The organism is Labrys sp. E2SS-1L (genome assembly GCF_057073705.1).
In genome coordinates this window covers 1050037-1066508 of sequence record NZ_CP172713.1, presented here as the reverse complement: position 1 = coordinate 1066508, position 16472 = coordinate 1050037, and the positions used below count along the sequence as shown (strand labels likewise).

The following is a 16472-nucleotide window of genomic DNA, read 5'->3' as shown; positions in this document are numbered from 1 at the left end:
AAAAGGGCTCTCCAGCCATTTCAATCATCCGACGAATAATCCTTGTCGGAAGCCTTGATCTCCTGTAAAAGTGAGAAAACCTTTTCTCACACAAAAGCAGCGCCTTTTGCTCAAGGTGATGCTTAGATCGAGAAAGAGAAAACCTTTTCTCAATCGGGGAGCTTCGATGACGAAGGGAGGCGAGGGGGCGTCGGAGCCAGTCACGTTGCGCGACGTTGCCGCTGCCGCCGGCGTCAGCCTCGCCACCGCGTCCAAGGCGCTCAACGACCAGGGGCGGATGACGATCGAAACCCGCAAGCGGGTGCGTGAGGTTGCCGCACTCCTGGGATTTCGCCCCAATGCCCTGGCGCAGAGCCTGCTCCGCCGCCGCAGCTTCACGGTGGGGTTGCTGACCAACGATACCTATGGCCGCTTTTCGCTTCCGCTGATGGCCGGAATTACAGAGGCCCTCGTCGACAAGGGGGTCTCGGTCTTCCTGTGCAATGTCGAGGACGATCCGCGCCTGGCGCAGCTCCACGTCAATGCCATGCTCGACAAGCGCGTCGATGGCATCATCGCCACCGGCAAACGGATCGACCGCCGGCTCCCGGTCGACCTCTCGAATCTCGGCATACCGGCGGTCTACGCCTTCACCGAACCCGATCCGGGCGCGGCGGCGTTCGTCTCCGACGACGAAGCCGGAGCCCGACTGGCGACCGAACACTTTCTGGGTCTCGGCAGACGCCGGATCGCCCATGTTACCGGTCCGGCGAGTTTCTCCGTCGTGCATCTTCGCGCCAAGGCCTGCCACGACGTGCTGGCCCAGGCCGGATTGCCGCCCTTACCGGCCCTGATGGGGGCCTGGTCCGAGGCGTGGGGGCATGAAGCGGTGGGGCAGCTCTTTGCGGGGCGAGGTACCAAGCCCGATGCGATCTTCTGCGGCAACGACATGATTGCGCGGGGGGTGATCGATGCCCTGCGCGAGCGCGGCCTCAGCGTTCCGGGAGATGTGGGGGTCATCGGTTTCGACAATTGGGAGATCATCGCCTCCCAGAGCCGGCCGCCGCTGACCTCCATCGACATGAATCTCGCCGCACTCGGGCGGCAGGCCGGGCTGGCGCTGCTGGCCCAGGTCGATGGCCGGCCAGTCGAGCCGGGCGTCAGGAAATTGCCTTGCCGGCTTGTGGTGCGGGAGTCCTGCGGCGGCCCGCTCCATGACAATGAGACCCCATCAACAAGGGGTGGCTAAGTCGATGATACCAAAGGGGAGGAGACAATGAGAAAGCTGATGATAGGCTTGGCGACTTTGATCGCCACGGCGGCGATCGGGCTGCCGGCATGGAGCGCCGAGACCGCGACCATCTGGGTCCGCGCCGACGCCTCCAACTTCATGCCGAAAGTGGTCGAGGCGTTCAACAAGAGCCACGACAACCAGATCAAGCTCGACATCATTCCCAATGCGGAGATCATCACCAAATACGGGGCTGCCGCGGCGGGTGGTACCGCGCCCGACGCCTTGTCGCTCGACCTGATCTATACGCCGGCTTTCGCCGCGTCGGGGCAGTTGGAAGACATTACCGATTGGGCCAAGTCGCTGCCCTATTTCGCCGCGCTGTCGCCGGCCCACGTGAAGACGGGCACCTATCACGGCCGGATCTATGGCCTGCCATTCTCGGCCGATAGTTCCGTACTGATCTGGAACAAGAAGCTGTTCAAGAAGGCGGGGCTGGATCCCGAAAAGGGCCCGGCCAACTGGGCCGAAATCGAGGCGGATGCCGAAAAGATCAACGCGCTCGGCGGGAACATCAAGGGCTATTACTTTTCCGGCAACTGCCCGGGCTGCAATATTTTTACCCTGACCCCACTGGTATGGGCCTCGGGCGGCGACATTCTTTCCGACGACGGCACGAAGGCGACCCTGGAGGGACCGCAACTGCGCGCCGCCATCGATTTCTATCGTTCCATGATCAAGAAGGACCTGGTGCCGGCCGGTGCCCAAAGCGATACCGGCGCCAATTTCTTCGCCGCCTTCGCCGCCGGCAATATCGGCATCAGCCCCTCGGGCGCCTTCGCCATCGGGGCGTTGAACACGCAATATCCCGATATCGACTATGGCATCACCTTCCTGCCCGGCAAGGATGGCGGCTGGTCATCCTTCGCGGGCGGAGACAATTTCGTCGTCACCAAGGGGACACCCAAGGTCGCGGTGGTGAAGCAGTTCCTCGAATTTGCCTATTCCCTGGAGGGGCAGACCCTGCTGGCCAAATATGGCAGCCTGCCGGTGCGCAGCGATATTGCCAAGCAGGCCCTCAAGGATCTCGATCCGCGCTACCAGATCGCGGCAGAAGCCATGGCCAAGGGCCGCACACCCTACAGCACGGTTTTCAACGACATCATCAACTCGGCCAATGGCCCGTGGAACCAGCTGATCGGGGAGGCCCTCTACGGCGATGACGTCGAGGCGGCCATCACCACCGCCCAGAAGACCATGCAGTCCATTATCGACACCGCCCCGCAATAACGCCCGGTAATTGCCGCCGCCTCGGCAGAGGCGGCTCGATGGCCTCGCATCGACAGGAGTGGACGATGAGTGTCTCGGCAGCCTTGCCGCGCGCGCGGACGCGAATGCGCCGCCGCAGTTCGGGCAATCTCATGGGGCTGGTCTACATCGCGCCGGCGATCGCCCTGGTGAGCGTGTTCTTCATCATGCCGCTGTGCATGACGGCCTGGATGTCGCTGCACAACTGGCCCTTGATGGGAGTGCCGCGTTTCATCGGCATCGCCAACTATCTGGCGATCGCCCATGACACACGCTTCTGGTCGGCCCTCGGCTTTACCGCCTACTACACCGGCATCGTGACGGTGGCGATCTTCGCCGTCGCCTTTCCGCTGGCCCTGTTCATCGAAAGGCCGCGGCCGGGCGTCGGCGTCTACCGGACCTTCTTCTTCATGCCGGTGGTCGTCGGCTTCGCTTCCGCCAGCCTGTTGTGGTCCTGGTTGCTCAACGTCGATTCCGGCCTCTTCAGCCCGGCTCTGTTCGACCTCGGCTTGACGCAGAAGAAGATCAATCTTCTCGCCAGTTTCCAGCCGGCGTTCTGGTCGATCATCGCCATGGTGGTGTGGAAGGTCGCCGGCTTCACCATGGTCATCCTGATGACCGGCCTGCAGTCCATACCCGGCGAACTGCACGAAGCGGCCAAGATCGACGGGGCAGGGGCCCTGGCCCGGTTTCGCCTGATCACGCTGCCCCTGATGCGGCGCACGTTGGCGCTTGCGCTGATCCTCTCGGTATCGGGATCGGTGCTGGCCTTCGACCAGTTCTACATCATCCTTCGGGGCGGCCCGAACAACCAGACCCTCACTGCCGTCTACTGGATATTCAACCAGTCCTTCGTTTCCTTCAAGCTCGGCTACGGCGCCGCCCTTTCGATGGTGCTGCTAATCGTCCTGATCGTCCTGAGCCTGATCCAGTTGCGAATCCTCCGCCAGCCGGAGGGCGTGGAATGAAGACGGCTGGCGCAACCGAACGAGGATCCCCCGTCTCCTTTCTGGGGACCCATGCGATCGGCGTGTTCATTGCGGTCGTGTTCGCCGCGCCGATCGTCTGGACGGTCCTCTCCAGCCTCAAGTCACCGATGGAGGCGCGCCAGCCGCCCTTGCCGCCCTGGCCGAGCAGCGGCCTGTCGCTGGAGAACTATGCGGCATTGAATGGCTTCGGCAACGGCCTGGCCCAGCCGGCCCTGAACAGTATCTATGTCACCGGCATGACGGTGCTGCTGTCGGTATTGATCAGCGTTTTCGCCGGATACGGCTTTTCCCGCTTCCGCTTCCCGTTCAAGAACCTGCTGTTCATGATGATCCTGTCGACCATCATGATCCCGTTCCAGTCGATCCTGACGCCGATCTTCCTGATCCTGACCAAGCTCGGCCTGCACAACACATTGACGGGCCTGGTCGGGGTCTATGTGACGCTGCAACTGCCCTTCTCCATCTTCATGATGCGCAACGCCTTCGATGCAGTGCCGCGAGAGATCGAGGAAGCCGCCCGCATGGACGGGGCCAACGACGTCAGCCTGCTGATCCGCGTCATGCTGCCCCTGGTCTGGCCGGGGATCGTGACGATCGCGCTATTCGCTTTTCTCGGTGCCTGGAACGAATTCCTTGCCGCCCTGGTGCTGATGACGGACCAGAGCAAGTTCACCCTGCCGGTCATGATGACGGCCCTGCAGTCGGGCCGCTTCGGCGCCATCGACTGGGGAGGGGTGCAGGCCGGCGTCACCGTGATGATGATCCCCTGCCTCCTGCTCTTCCTGCTCTTGCAACGCTACTACATCCGCGGGCTCACGGCCGGCGCGGTGAAGTAGCCGACATCACCTGGAGATCCGTTCATGCCTGGTTTCAGTGCCGCACCATCCAACGCGCCCGCCAACACGGCCTTTCGCCCACCCTCGGTGGCGCAAGTCGAGATCGCCGGGTTCTGGGGTGACCGCATCGACGCGGTTGCCTCGCGCACGGCCGACATCCTCTACGATCGCTGCGTCGAGGCCCGCATGCTCGAGCAGATCGATCCCGACGTCCCGTCGCCGGGCGTGGTCATTCCGTTCCATTCGATGTCGCCGACCGGCAACGAGTTCACCGGCGCCACGGTGACGACCCAGATGTTCTGGGACTCCGACTGGGGCAAGACGATCGAGACCGCCGCCTATTCGCTCTATCGCCGCCGCAATGACGAACTGGAACGCAAGATCGACGCGGTCATCGACATGTTCGGCAAGCTTCAGCAGGCGGATGGTTATCTGTCGAGCTGGTATCAGCGTATCCAGCCGGGATTGCGCTGGACGAATTTGCGCGACTGTCATGAGCTCTATTGCGCCGGCCATCTCATCGAGGGAGCGGTCGCCTATTTCCAGGCCACCGGCAAGCGCAAGCTCCTCGACATCATGTGCCGGTTTGCCGATCACATCGCCGATATGTTCGGGGCGGAGGCCGGCAAGCGCAAGGGCTATTGCGGCCATGAGGAGATCGAGCTCGCTTTGGTCAAGCTGGCGCGCGTAACGGGCCAGCGCAAATATCTCGAGCTGGCGCGCTATTTCGTCGACCAGCGCGGCCAGCAGCCGCATTACTTCGACGAAGAAGCAAGGGCCCGTGGCGCCGACCCGAAGGATTACCATTTCAAGACGTATGAATATAACCAGTCCCACAAGCCCGTACGCGAGCAGGACAAGGTCGTCGGCCATGCCGTCCGGGCGATGTATCTTTATGCCGGCATGGCCGACATCGCCGCGGAATTCGCGGATGACAGCCTCCGGACGGCGTTGGAGCGCCTGTGGGACGACCTCACGACCAAGAACCTCTATGTCACCGGCGGGCTCGGCCCATCGGCGGCCAATGAGGGCTTCACGTCCGATTACGACCTGCCCAACGATACCGCCTATGCCGAGACCTGCGCCTCGGTCGCCCTGGTGTTCTGGGCGAGCAGGATGCTCGGCGTGGGCCCCAATGCACGCTATGCCGACGTGATGGAGCAGGCGCTCTACAATGGCTCGATCTCGGGCCTGTCGCTCGACGGCTCGCGTTTCTTCTACGAAAATCCGCTCGAAAGCCGTGGCCGGCATAATCGCTGGAAGTGGCACCGCTGCCCCTGCTGCCCGCCCAATATCGGACGGATGGTCGCCTCGATCGGCACCTATGCCTATGGCTTGGCCGAGGACGCGGTTGCGGTGCATCTCTATGGGGACAGCACCATCCGGTTCGAGGTGAACGGACAGAAGGCGGTGCTGACGCAGACCAGCCGCTATCCCTGGGATGGCGCGGTCTCGATGACGATCGACACCGAGCGGCCGCTGCGCTTCAAGCTGCATCTGCGCGTTCCCGGCTGGTGTCCCCGGGCGCAACTGGCGGTCAATGGCGAGACTGTCGATCTCCCGGCGGTGCTGGCCGATGGCTATGTCACGCTCGATCGCGAATGGAAGGCGACGGATACGATCCGCCTCGACCTCGACATGCCGGCGCGGCGCCTCTACGCCAATCCCAGGGTTCGCCAGGATGCCGGCAGGGTCGCGCTTGCCAGGGGGCCGGTGATCTATTGCGTGGAGGAGGTCGACAATTCCGAACCGCTCCATAGCCTTGTCCTGCCGCCGGCCGCTACGATCGAGGCCACCGAGGCGCCGGATCTACTGGGCGGCGTGGTGACGCTGTCGGCGCAGGCTGTTGCCGATCGGACCTCGGATTGGGGCGATTCCCTTTATCGCAACACCCCTCCCGACAGGGAACGGGCCATGGTGCGGGCTGTCCCCTATTTTGCCTGGGACAACCGGCAGCCGGGCGACATGCGGGTGTGGCTGCGGGAGTAGCCGCCGCCGCGCTGAGCGGCGGGCGGTGTGACATGTCGTTCCCATCGCCGCCTTGGGCAGCCGCTCTCCGCCTGCCATGGATGTCATGAACGGCCAGGGGCGCGGCTTTACGCCCTGGCCTGCATGTCGCCCAGAACCACCTCGGCAATCGCAGCGGCGGCCGAAATGTGCCGCCGACAGGCTGCTGCTGCGGCGTCCGGATCGTTCTTCTCGATGGCGTCGAAAATCTCGCGTATCTGCGCCGGGCCGGTGACCATGCGGTTGGCGGTCGACAGCGTCATCACGCGCAGCCTGGAGATACGGCTGTTCAGGCGGCTGACGATGTCCCAGGCGATCTTGTGGCCGCCAGCCTCGAAGATGATCTTGTAGAGCTCGGTCGTCGCGTCGATGATCGCGGCTGGGGAGCGTTGCCGCGACGTGCGGTCGAGATTGTCCAGCGCTTTCCTCAGCCGCCTCTTCACGTCGGCATCGGCAAGGCGGGCACAGTCGGCAACGGCCGTCGATTCAACCGCGGCCCGGATGGCATAGATCTGGCGGGCATCGTCCCAATCGAGCCGCGCCACGATCGGCCCCTTATTGAGAAGCATCGTCACCAGACCCTCGGCTTCCAGGTGACGAATGACCTCGCGAATGACGGATCGGGAAACGCCGAGCTGATCGCACAGGGTGCGCTCGACGAGACGCTCCTCCGGCTCGAAGAGGCCGTTGATGATCGCCCGCCTCATCCTCTCCAGAGCGATTTCACGCAATGTCGCGGGCGGATTCTCGATTCTGAGGGCGGCGAGATTGTCGGCGTTCTTGCTCATGTCTTGGTGTAGCCGCAAAAAATCATCCGGGCAAGCATTGACACGTGATATTATGGTATACCATAAGATGCAATGACCGTATGAGGATATTTCCATGGCCATCCAGATCCGCAAGACATTGCTTCAGGTCGAGACGACGTTGATCGAAGGAGGGAAGGCTGCTCCCCGGCCTCTGAAGCTCTTTGCGGCCATCGCCGTGGTGAAGAACCCCTGGGCAGGCAGGGGCTTCGTCGACGATCTGAAGCCCGAGATCCACGCCGTCGCGCCTGTCCTGGGCGAATTGCTGACCAAGATGATCCTCGATGCGGTCGGCTCCGGCGAGGCGGTGGAAGGCTACGGCAAGTCCGCCGTCGTCGGGCTGGACGGCGAGATCGAGCATGCCTCGGCCCTGATCCACACGCTGCGCTTCGGCAACCACTATCGCCAGGCGGTCGGCGCCAAATCCTATCTCGCCTTCTGCAACACGCGTGGCCCGGCCAATGCTCCCATCATGATCCCGCTGATGGACAAGAACGACGAGGGGCGGCGTTCCCATTATTTGACGATCCAGGCTGCGATCGCGGATGCCCCCGCCGCCGACGAAATCGTCGTGGCCTTGGGCGCCTCCGTTGGCGGGCGTCCCCATCACCGCATCGGCGATCGCTACCAGGATCTGAAGGATCTCGGGCAGGATGTCGCCAATCCGGCCGGCGTCTGAGCAGGCGGGCGCTGCCATGCAGACCGGACCCGCAACGCCATCCAGCGATACCGACCTGGCAGCCGCCGGGACGTTTCCTCGCCAGAAAAGCGCACGGGGAGCGGCCTATTTCGAAGCGGGTGAGGGTGATGCGCTGCTCCTCATTCACGGGGTCGGCATGCGCCTGGAAGCCTGGGCCCCTCAGATCGAACGGTTCTCGAAGACGCATCGTGTCATCGCCGTGGACATGCCGGGACATGGCGGGAGTGACAGGCTGCCGGTGGGAAGCAGCGTCACGGATTTCGTCGCCTGGCTCGGCCGGTTTCTTGATGATTTGAACCTGGGGCGCACCAGCATTGCAGGCCATTCCATGGGCGCGATGATTTCGGGTGGCGCCGTTGCGAGCTTTCCTGGGCGGGTTGCCCGCGTCGCCTATCTGAATGGCGTCTACCGGCGGGATCCGCAGGCGAAGGCGGCTGTGCTGGCCCGGGCCGAGGCCATCCGCGCGGAGGGCGTCGACAAGGAAGGCCCGTTGGCGCGCTGGTTCGACGACGAGCCGAACAATCGCCGCGCCCGCGAACTGACCCGAGCCTGGCTCGAACAGGTCGATCCGGAGGGGTATGCTGTTGCCTATACAGCCTTTGCCGGTGGCGACGAAACCTATGCCGACTGCTGGCCCGAGGTGGCTTGTCCCGCGCTGTTCCTGACCGGATCGGGCGATCCCAATTCCACGCCGGAGATGGCGCGGGCGATGGCTGCCGCCGCTCCGAAGGGGTGGGCTCGCATCATTGAGGGCCACCGGCACATGGTCAATCTGACGGCGCCCGAAGCGGTCAACGCCGTCCTGGCGGAATGGCTGGTGGCAGAGGAGAAGCCGGCATGAGCGCACCAAACCTCGATCCCAAAGCCCTTCGTGACGCCTTCGGTGCCTTCGCTACCGGCGTGACCGTGGTGACGACGCGCGATGCGGCGGACAAGCCGATCGGTTTCACGGCCAATTCCTTCACCTCCGTGTCGCTTGATCCGCCCCTCCTGCTCGTCTGCCTCGCCAAGAGTTCACGCAACTATGCGGCGATGACGGAGGCCGGCGCCTTTGCCATCAACATCCTGTCCGAGACGCAGAAGGATGTTTCCAACACTTTCGCGCGGCCGGTCGAGGACCGCTTCGCGGCTGTGGATTGGCGTCCTGGCGCCCAGGGTTGCCCGATCCTTTCCGGCGTATCGGCCTGGTTCGAATGCGCGATGCATGAGGTGGTCGATGCCGGGGACCATGTCATCCTGGTCGGCCGGGTCCTGGTCTTCGACAATTCCGGCCTGAATGGCCTGGGTTATGCGCGGGGCGGGTATTTCACGCCCAATCTTTCCGCCAGGGCGGTATCGGCGGCGGCCGAGGGCAATATCGAGTTCGGTGCGGTCCTCGAGCGCGAGGGGGAGGTGCTGCTGCTCGGCGAGGGCCCGATGACCCTTCCGGCCTGTCGCGGCGGTGATGGCAATCCCACCGATGTGCTGGCGCGCTACCTGGAGGAACTCACGGGACTGTCCGTCACCATCGGCTTTCTCTACTCGGTCTATGAGGACAAGGGTTCGGGCTTCCAGCACATCGTCTACCGTGCCTTCGCGGGCGAGGGGGAACCGAGGGTCGGTCGGTTCATCCGGCCGGACGCGGTCCGTGCCGGTGAGGTCAAGGATCAATCCACCGCCGACATTCTCGCGCGCTTTGCCCTGGAAAGCTCCATCGGCAATTTCGGCGTCTATTTTGGGAGCGAGACGGCCGGCAGGGTGCATTCCATTTCTACGAAGGGACCCCGTCCATGAAGTTCTCGCTATTCGTGCACATGGAAAGGCTGGATGCCGGCCAGTCCCACAAGCAGCTCTACGACGAGTTCGTGGCGCTGTGCGAAATCGCCGACAAGGGGGGCATGCACGCCATCTGGACCGGCGAGCATCACGGCATGGACTTCACCATCGCGCCGAACCCCTTCGTCACCATCGCCGACCTGGCGCGGCGTACCAGCAAAGTCCGCCTCGGCACCGGTACGGTGATCGCGCCCTTCTGGCACCCGATCAAGCTGGCCGGCGAAGCCGCGATGGCGGACCTGATCAGCGACGGGCGTCTGGACGTGGGCATCGCCCGCGGCGCCTACTCCTTCGAATATGAGCGCCTCCTGCCGGGTCTCGATGCCTGGCAGGCCGGCCAGCGCATGCGCGAGCTCATCCCTGCCGTCCGGGGTGTGTGGGCAGGGGACTACGCCCATGACGGCGAGTTCTGGAAATTCCCGGCCACGACCTCCGCGCCCAAGCCGCTGCAGGATCCGGTGCCGATCTGGGTCGCCGCCCGCGATCCCAACAGCCATGAGTTTGCGGTCGTCAATGGCTGCAATGTGCAGGTCACCCCGCTCTGGAATGGCGATCGGGAGATCGAGAGCCTGATGGAGCGTTTCGAGGCGGCCTGCGCGAAGGCGCCCGAGGTTCCCAGGCCCAAGATCATGCTCTTGCTTCACACCTATGTCGGCGCGGATGCGGCCGACGTGGCGCAGGCGACCCGGGAATTGAGCGTCTACTACAACTACTTCTTCGCCTGGTTCAAGAACGAGCGGCCGATCCATCAGGGGCTGATCCAGCGGCTGAGCGAGGAGGAAATCGCGGCAAATGCCACGCTCTCGCCGGAGGTCATGCGGGCCAATCTCGCGCTTGGCACGGTCGACGAGGTCATTGCCCGCCTCAAGCACTACGAGGCGCTGGGCTATGACGAATATTCGTTCTGGATCGACACCGGCGTGAGTTTCGAGCGCAAGAAAGCCTCGCTCGAACGCTTCATCGCCGACGTCATGCCTGCCTTCAAGGATTGATGCGATGCAGCGCTTCCAGCTCTACATCGATGGGGCCTTTTGCGACGGCGAGGCTTCCTTCGACAGCGTGGATCCGGCAACCGGCAAGGCCTGGGCCCAGATGCCCGAGGCGCGTGAGGCTGACGTCGACAGAGCGGTCGAGAGCGCACACAAGGCGCTCTATGACGGCCCCTGGTCGAAGCTGACGGCCACCCAGCGTGGAAAGCTGCTTTACAAGCTGGCGGATCTCGTTGCCGCCAATGCAGCCAGGCTGGCCGAACTCGAGACCCGCGACACCGGCAAGATCATCCGCGAGACATCGGCCCAGATCGCCTATGTGGCGGAATATTACCGCTATTATGCCGGCATCGCCGACAAGATCGAGGGCTCCTATTTGCCGATCGACAAGCCGGACATGGAAGTCTGGCTGCGCCGGGAGCCGGTTGGCGTGGTCGCCATGGTCGTGCCCTGGAACAGCCAGCTCTTCCTGTCGGCCGTCAAGCTCGGTCCTGCGCTCGCCGCCGGCTGCACCCTGGTGCTGAAGGCCTCGGAGGACGGGCCGGCGCCGCTCCTCGAATTCGCCCGGCTGGTGCATGAAGCCGGTTTTCCGCCGGGCGTCGTCAACATCATCACCGGTTTTGGCCCCTCCTGTGGCGCTGCGCTCGGCCGGCATCCCAGGATCGCCCATGTGGCCTTCACCGGAGGACCGGAGACGGCGCGCCATGTCGTGCGCAATTCCGCCGAGAACCTGGCCTCCACCTCGCTGGAACTGGGCGGTAAGTCGCCCTTCATCGTGTTCGCCGATGCCGATCTCGAAAGCGCCGCCAATGCCCAGGTCGCGGGGATCTTCGCGGCAACCGGCCAGTCCTGCGTCGCCGGCTCGCGCCTGATCGTCGAGGCAAGCGTGAAGGATCGCTTTCTCGCGCTTCTCAAGCGCAAGGCCGAGGCCGTGCGCATCGGCAGTCCGCTCGACATGGCGACCGAGGTCGGGCCGCTCGCTACGGCGCGTCAGCGCCAGCATATCGACGCGCTGGTCGAGCGCTCGTCCGCAGCGGGTGCCAGGGTCGTCACCGGCGGCCGGGTGCCTGTCGGGGAGGGGTTCTACTATCCCCCGACCATTCTCGACTGCGACGGCGTGGATTCGCCGTCGCTGGCCGAGGAATTCTTCGGGCCGGTTCTATCCGTCGTCTCCTTCGAGACGGAGGAGGAAGCCCTGCGTCTGGCCAACGACACCGTCTATGGCTTGGCGTCGGGGGTGTTCACCCAGAACCTGACGCGCGCCCATCGCCTGATGAAGGGCATCCGCGCCGGTGTCGTCTGGGTCAACACCTACCGCGCCGTCTCGCCGATCGCGCCTTTCGGTGGCTTCGGGCTTTCCGGCCATGGCCGCGAGGGCGGCCTCGCCGCGGCGCTTGATTACACCCGGACGAAGACGGTCTGGCTCAGGACCTCGGACGACCCGATCCCCGATCCCTTCGTGATGCGGTGACGCCATGTTTTACGAGGTCCGCACATACAGGCTCAGGAACGGCACGGTGCCAGCCTACCTCAAGGTCGTCGAGGACGAGGGCATCGCGATCCAGAAGGAGCATCTGGGGCATCTGGTCGGCTACTTCTTCTCGGAGATCGGTCCGATCAACGAAATCATGCATATCTGGGCCTATGCGAGCCTCGACGACAGGGAACGGCGCCGGGCCTCGCTCGCCTCCGATCCGCGCTGGCAGGCCTTCCTGCCGAAGATCCGCGACCTCATAGAAACTGCCGAAAACAAGATCATGAAGCCGGCCGCCTTCTCTCCGTCGGAGGGGTACCGTTCACATGACATATCCAGACAAGAGCCCTGACAACCGGAGCGTGGGAACATGAAATCGACATCGATACTGGCCGCCTGTGCGGCATTGCTGATCATGGCGTCACCTGCAGTCGCAGCGGACCTGGTCTTCTCGAGCTGGGGTGGAACCACCCAGGACGCCCAGAAGGAAGCATGGGCGGACAATTTCACGGCGAAGGCCGGCGTCAATGTCGTACAGGATGGGCCGACAGACTACGGCAAGATCAAGGCCATGGTCGAGGCCGGCAATGTCACCTGGGACGTGGTCGACGTGGAAGGTGACTACGCCGCGCAGGCCGGCCCTAAAGGCCTTCTGGAAAAGCTCGACTTCGGCGTCATCGACAAATCCAAGCTCGATCCGCGCTTCGTGACCGACTATTCGGTCGGCAGCTTCTATTATTCCTTCGTGATCGGCTGTAACGCCGATGCGGTCGCGGCCTGCCCGAAGACCTGGGCGGATCTGTTCGACACCGCCAAATTCCCGGGCAAGCGGACCTTCTACAAATGGTCGGCGCCAGGCGTGATCGAGGCCGCGTTGCTGGCTGACGGTGTCCCGGCGGACAAGCTCTACCCGCTGGATCTCGACCGCGCCTTCAAGAAGCTCGACACCATCAAGGCCGACATCATCTGGTGGTCGGGCGGGGCGCAGTCGCAGCAGCTGATCGCTTCGGCGGAAGCCCCGTTCGGCAGCGTCTGGAATGGCCGCATGACGGCGCTCGCCAAGACTGGCGTCAAGGTCGAGACATCCTGGGAACAGAACATCACGGCGGCGGACTCGCTCGTCGTGCCCAAGGGCACGAAGAACAAGGATGCCGCCATGCAGTTCATCGCCTTCGCCACCTCGGCCCAGGCCCAGGCGGACATGGCTGCTACGACGGGCTATGCGCCGATCAACCTCGGTTCCGCCAAGCTCATGGATGCGGAGACGGTCAAGACCCTGCCCGATCAGCAGAAGGCGAGCCAGGTCAACGCCGACATGACCTATTGGGCTGCCAACCGCGATGCGATCGGCGAACGCTGGTACGCCTGGCAGGCAAAGTAAACTGGCAGGCAAAGTAAAGCGGAGCAGCGTGCAAGGGGAGGGAGCGCTCCCTCCCACCCGTTCCTGCCCGGCAGCAACATCGAATGATGCAAGGATGGCCCGGACGGGAGCCGGAACGGCGGACTGTTCGGGCTTCCCGATATGTCCCATGCGGAAAGGATTGCCATGTCCCAGCAGATAATAGCCGGCGCCGCGGTACAGCCTGTTTCGCGCCCGACCAGGCCGACGGGCCTGGCCTGGATCATGCCGGCCCTAGCCTTCGTCGCCCTCTTCTTCGTCGTGCCGGTGGCCCTGCTGCTGCTGCGAAGCGTCCTGGAACCCGTGCCGGGCTTCGGCAATTATGCCGAACTGCTGGGTTCCTCCACCTATCTGCGGATCTTCTTCAACACTTTCCTGGTGTCGGCGGTGGTGACGGTGGTTTCGCTGGCCATCGGCTTTCCCGTCGCCTGGGCGCTGGCGATCATGCCTAGGAAGCTCGCCGCCATCGTCTTTGCGATCCTCTTGCTGTCGATGTGGACGAACCTGCTCGCCCGTACCTATGCCTGGATGGTGCTGCTGCAGCGCACCGGCGTGATCAACAAGCTGCTCATGAGCATCGGGCTGATCGACAAGCCGCTGGCGCTGGTCAACAATCTCGTCGGCGTGACGATCGGCATGGTCTACATCATGCTGCCTTTCATCGTGCTGCCGCTCTATGGGGTGATCCGGAAGATCGATCCGGCGATCCTCCAGGCCGCTGCCCTGTGCGGCGCCACGCGCTGGCAATCGCTGACGCGCATTCTCCTGCCTCTGGCGGTGCCGGGCATGGTCGCCGGCGCGCTCATGGTCTTCGTGATGTCGCTCGGCTATTTCGTCACCCCGGCCTTGCTCGGCGGTACCGCCAACATGATGCTGGCCGAACTCATCGCCCAGTTCGTGCAGTCCCTGGTCAATTGGGGCATGGGGGGCGCCGCAGCGCTGGTCCTCCTCGTCGTCACGCTCTCGCTTTACGCCGTGCAGCTGCGCTTCTTCCGCGACCATAGCCTGGGAGGGCGCTAGCATGCTGCTGAACTTCGAACGCCTGGGCTGGTGGAAATTCGTCCTGCTCGCCATCACGGCCCTGACCGCTGCCTTCCTGCTGCTGCCGATCCTGTTCATCGCGGCCCTGTCATTCGGCTCGTCGCAATGGCTGATCTTCCCGCCGCCGGGCTGGACGCTGAAATGGTATTCGGATCTGTTCGCCGATCCGCGCTGGCTGCAGTCGGCCTGGACCAGCTTCAAGATCGCGGCGATCGTGACGGTGCTTTCCGTCCTGCTGGGGCTCGTCACCTCCTTCGGCCTGGTGCGCGGCCGGTTCTGGTTCCGCGAAGGGCTGAAGGCCCTGTTCCTGACGCCGATGATCCTGCCGGTGGTGGTGCTGGCCGTCGGCCTCTATGCCTTCTTCCTGAAGATCGGGCTGAACGGCACCATGACCGGATTCGTCGCCTCCCATCTGGTCCTGGCGCTGCCCTTCTCCATCCTCTCGATCAGCAGCGCCCTCGAGGGCTTCGACAAGTCGATCGAGGATGCGGCCGTGCTGTGCGGGGCATCGCCGCTCGAGGCCAAGATCAGGATCACGCTGCCCTCGATCAGCCACGGCCTGTTTTCCGCCGCGATCTTCTCCTTCCTGACCTCGTGGGACGAGGTGGTGGTGGCCATCTTCATGGCAAGCCCCACCCTGCAGACCTTGCCGGTCAAGGTCTGGGCGACCTTGCGCCAGGATCTGACGCCGGTGGTCGCGGCAGCCTCGACGCTGTTGATCCTGCTGACCCTGGTCCTGATGACGCTGGTCGCTCTCGTGCGTAAAGGATTGAAATCATGACGCAGCCCTTCCTGCAAATCCAAGGCATCCGCAAGGAATACGGCACTGTCGTCGCGGTCCAGAACGTCAACCTCGATGTCGAGAAAGGCGAATTCCTGACCTTTCTCGGCCCCTCCGGTTCGGGCAAGAGCACGACGCTCTATATCCTGGCCGGCTTCGACAATCCGACGGCGGGCGATATCAAGCTGAACGGGGCGACGTTGCTGTCCACCCCCTCGCACCAGCGCAATATCGGCATGGTGTTCCAGCGCTACACTCTGTTCCCGCATCTGTCCGTCGGCGAGAACATCGCCTTTCCCCTCAAGGTCCGGCGCAAGCCCAAGGCCGAGGTCGATGCCAAGGTCAGGCAGATGCTGCGGCTCGTCCGGCTGGAGGGGTATGAGGACCGCAAGCCGGCCAACATGTCGGGCGGCCAGCAGCAGCGCGTGGCTCTCGCCAGGGCGTTGGCCTATGACCCTCCGGTGCTGTTGATGGACGAGCCCTTGTCCGCGCTCGACAAGAAGCTTCGCGAGGAGATCCAGTACGAGATCCGCCGCATCCATCAGCAGACAGGTGTGACCATCCTCTATGTGACGCACGACCAGGAAGAGGCGCTGCGCCTGTCCGATCGCATCGCGGTCTTCTCCAAGGGGGTGATCGACCAGATCGGAACCGGGCCGGAACTCTATGCCAATCCGGCGACGCGTTTCGTGGCCGAATTCATCGGCGACAGCAATTTCCTGCCCTGCGAGATTCTCTCGTCAGCCCCCGGCCGTGCCAGCATCTCGATCTGCGACACGATGACGGTGCCCGATGTGCCCATGCACGGCTCGGCCTCCGGCAGCAAGGCTTCGGTCATGCTGCGGCCGGAACGCTTGTTCTTGTCGAAAGCGTCGCCGGACAAGGGGGTGCCCGTCACGGTCAGCGACATCACCTTTTTGGGCAACAACATTCATGTGGTGACGAGGACAGGCAAGGGACACGAACTGTCAGTAAGGCTGCCGTTCGGCCACGAGGCTATTGCCGGCCTCAGCTGCGGCGATGCGGTATGGCTGCGGTTCGATGCAGAGGCGGCTCACGTCTTCGGCGACAGCCGCTGATTTTCGGCAAGGACGATGCGATTCATCCCTGCCCGCGA

The 16472-nt window shown here is 63.8% G+C and carries 16 protein-coding genes; 15 read left to right on the top strand and 1 reads right to left on the bottom strand.

Annotation, left to right across the window (positions count from 1 at the left end):
• Window positions 1-166 precede the first annotated feature (166 nt).
• The 5 genes from ACIGJE_RS30480 (at window position 167) to ACIGJE_RS30460 (ending at window position 6332) form a co-directional block, all read left to right on the top strand.
• Window positions 167-1228: a LacI family DNA-binding transcriptional regulator gene (locus tag ACIGJE_RS30480; protein WP_311936548.1), complete on the top strand. Its 1062-nt coding sequence runs from the start codon at window positions 167-169 to the stop codon at window positions 1226-1228.
• A 27-nt stretch (window positions 1229-1255) separates the two neighbouring features.
• Window positions 1256-2500, top strand: a complete 1245-nt coding sequence (locus tag ACIGJE_RS30475) for an ABC transporter substrate-binding protein (RefSeq protein WP_376717669.1) — start codon at window positions 1256-1258, stop codon at window positions 2498-2500.
• A gap of 104 nt (window positions 2501-2604) precedes the next feature.
• Window positions 2605-3486 (top strand): carbohydrate ABC transporter permease, encoded by an 882-nt coding sequence (locus tag ACIGJE_RS30470; RefSeq protein WP_367624880.1) that lies wholly within the window; start codon window positions 2605-2607, stop codon window positions 3484-3486.
• Window positions 3483-4343 carry a carbohydrate ABC transporter permease gene (locus ACIGJE_RS30465; RefSeq protein WP_415085623.1) on the top strand — a complete coding sequence of 287 codons (861 nt, stop codon included), beginning with the start codon at window positions 3483-3485 and terminating at the stop codon, window positions 4341-4343. The genes ACIGJE_RS30470 and ACIGJE_RS30465 overlap by 4 nt, the downstream gene beginning before the upstream one ends.
• Window positions 4344-4367: 24 nt before the next feature.
• Window positions 4368-6332, top strand: coding sequence for a glycoside hydrolase family 127 protein (locus tag ACIGJE_RS30460; protein WP_415085621.1), 1965 nt, complete (start codon window positions 4368-4370; stop codon window positions 6330-6332).
• Between the two features lie 107 nt (window positions 6333-6439).
• Here ACIGJE_RS30460 and ACIGJE_RS30455 read toward each other — a convergent pair whose 3' ends face one another.
• On the bottom strand, window positions 6440-7138 hold the full coding sequence (locus tag ACIGJE_RS30455; protein ID WP_311936539.1) for a GntR family transcriptional regulator: 699 nt from the start codon (window positions 7136-7138) through the stop codon (window positions 6440-6442).
• Between the two features lie 94 nt (window positions 7139-7232).
• Between ACIGJE_RS30455 and ACIGJE_RS30450 the strand changes: the two genes are divergently transcribed.
• The 10 genes from ACIGJE_RS30450 (at window position 7233) to ACIGJE_RS30405 (ending at window position 16434) form a co-directional block, all read left to right on the top strand.
• Window positions 7233-7835 (top strand): amino acid synthesis family protein, encoded by a 603-nt coding sequence (locus ACIGJE_RS30450; RefSeq protein WP_311936536.1) that lies wholly within the window; start codon window positions 7233-7235, stop codon window positions 7833-7835.
• Between the two features lie 16 nt (window positions 7836-7851).
• Window positions 7852-8697: an alpha/beta fold hydrolase gene (locus ACIGJE_RS30445; protein WP_415085618.1), complete on the top strand. Its 846-nt coding sequence runs from the start codon at window positions 7852-7854 to the stop codon at window positions 8695-8697.
• The gene (locus ACIGJE_RS30440) at window positions 8694-9629 is read left to right on the top strand and encodes a flavin reductase (protein WP_311936530.1); all 936 of its coding nucleotides are present in this window, start codon (window positions 8694-8696) and stop codon (window positions 9627-9629) included. Before ACIGJE_RS30445 ends, ACIGJE_RS30440 begins: the two co-directional genes overlap by 4 nt.
• The gene (locus ACIGJE_RS30435) at window positions 9626-10663 is read left to right on the top strand and encodes an LLM class flavin-dependent oxidoreductase (protein ID WP_367624619.1); all 1038 of its coding nucleotides are present in this window, start codon (window positions 9626-9628) and stop codon (window positions 10661-10663) included. The genes ACIGJE_RS30440 and ACIGJE_RS30435 overlap by 4 nt, the downstream gene beginning before the upstream one ends.
• Window positions 10664-10667: 4 nt before the next feature.
• Complete coding sequence (locus ACIGJE_RS30430) at window positions 10668-12131, top strand: aldehyde dehydrogenase (RefSeq protein WP_367624618.1); 1464 nt, start codon at window positions 10668-10670, stop codon at window positions 12129-12131.
• Between the two features lie 4 nt (window positions 12132-12135).
• Window positions 12136-12486: an NIPSNAP family protein gene (locus ACIGJE_RS30425; protein ID WP_415085615.1), complete on the top strand. Its 351-nt coding sequence runs from the start codon at window positions 12136-12138 to the stop codon at window positions 12484-12486.
• Window positions 12487-12504: 18 nt separating this feature from the next.
• The gene (locus tag ACIGJE_RS30420) at window positions 12505-13515 is read left to right on the top strand and encodes an ABC transporter substrate-binding protein (protein ID WP_415085613.1); all 1011 of its coding nucleotides are present in this window, start codon (window positions 12505-12507) and stop codon (window positions 13513-13515) included.
• A gap of 165 nt (window positions 13516-13680) precedes the next feature.
• Complete coding sequence (locus ACIGJE_RS30415) at window positions 13681-14553, top strand: ABC transporter permease (RefSeq protein ID WP_311936515.1); 873 nt, start codon at window positions 13681-13683, stop codon at window positions 14551-14553.
• 1 nt (window position 14554) lies between these two features.
• On the top strand, window positions 14555-15355 hold the full coding sequence (locus tag ACIGJE_RS30410; protein ID WP_311936513.1) for an ABC transporter permease: 801 nt from the start codon (window positions 14555-14557) through the stop codon (window positions 15353-15355).
• Window positions 15352-16434, top strand: a complete 1083-nt coding sequence (locus ACIGJE_RS30405) for an ABC transporter ATP-binding protein (protein WP_415085610.1) — start codon at window positions 15352-15354, stop codon at window positions 16432-16434. The genes ACIGJE_RS30410 and ACIGJE_RS30405 overlap by 4 nt, the downstream gene beginning before the upstream one ends.
• The last annotated feature ends 38 nt before the right edge of the window (window positions 16435-16472 follow it).

Coding starts and splice junctions, on each gene's coding strand:
- ACIGJE_RS30425 (WP_415085615.1), top strand. CDS start 12,136: ATGTTTTACGAGGTCCGCACATACAGGCTCAGGAACGGCACGGTGCCA.
- ACIGJE_RS30435 (WP_367624619.1), top strand. CDS start 9,626: ATGAAGTTCTCGCTATTCGTGCACATGGAAAGGCTGGATGCCGGCCAG.
- ACIGJE_RS30415 (WP_311936515.1), top strand. CDS start 13,681: ATGTCCCAGCAGATAATAGCCGGCGCCGCGGTACAGCCTGTTTCGCGC.
- ACIGJE_RS30465 (WP_415085623.1), top strand. CDS start 3,483: ATGAAGACGGCTGGCGCAACCGAACGAGGATCCCCCGTCTCCTTTCTG.
- ACIGJE_RS30475 (WP_376717669.1), top strand. CDS start 1,256: ATGAGAAAGCTGATGATAGGCTTGGCGACTTTGATCGCCACGGCGGCG.
- ACIGJE_RS30420 (WP_415085613.1), top strand. CDS start 12,505: ATGAAATCGACATCGATACTGGCCGCCTGTGCGGCATTGCTGATCATG.
- ACIGJE_RS30445 (WP_415085618.1), top strand. CDS start 7,852: ATGCAGACCGGACCCGCAACGCCATCCAGCGATACCGACCTGGCAGCC.
- ACIGJE_RS30440 (WP_311936530.1), top strand. CDS start 8,694: ATGAGCGCACCAAACCTCGATCCCAAAGCCCTTCGTGACGCCTTCGGT.
- ACIGJE_RS30430 (WP_367624618.1), top strand. CDS start 10,668: ATGCAGCGCTTCCAGCTCTACATCGATGGGGCCTTTTGCGACGGCGAG.
- ACIGJE_RS30460 (WP_415085621.1), top strand. CDS start 4,368: ATGCCTGGTTTCAGTGCCGCACCATCCAACGCGCCCGCCAACACGGCC.
- ACIGJE_RS30470 (WP_367624880.1), top strand. CDS start 2,605: ATGCGCCGCCGCAGTTCGGGCAATCTCATGGGGCTGGTCTACATCGCG.
- ACIGJE_RS30405 (WP_415085610.1), top strand. CDS start 15,352: ATGACGCAGCCCTTCCTGCAAATCCAAGGCATCCGCAAGGAATACGGC.
- ACIGJE_RS30480 (WP_311936548.1), top strand. CDS start 167: ATGACGAAGGGAGGCGAGGGGGCGTCGGAGCCAGTCACGTTGCGCGAC.
- ACIGJE_RS30450 (WP_311936536.1), top strand. CDS start 7,233: ATGGCCATCCAGATCCGCAAGACATTGCTTCAGGTCGAGACGACGTTG.
- ACIGJE_RS30410 (WP_311936513.1), top strand. CDS start 14,555: ATGCTGCTGAACTTCGAACGCCTGGGCTGGTGGAAATTCGTCCTGCTC.
- ACIGJE_RS30455 (WP_311936539.1), bottom strand. CDS start 7,138: ATGAGCAAGAACGCCGACAATCTCGCCGCCCTCAGAATCGAGAATCCG.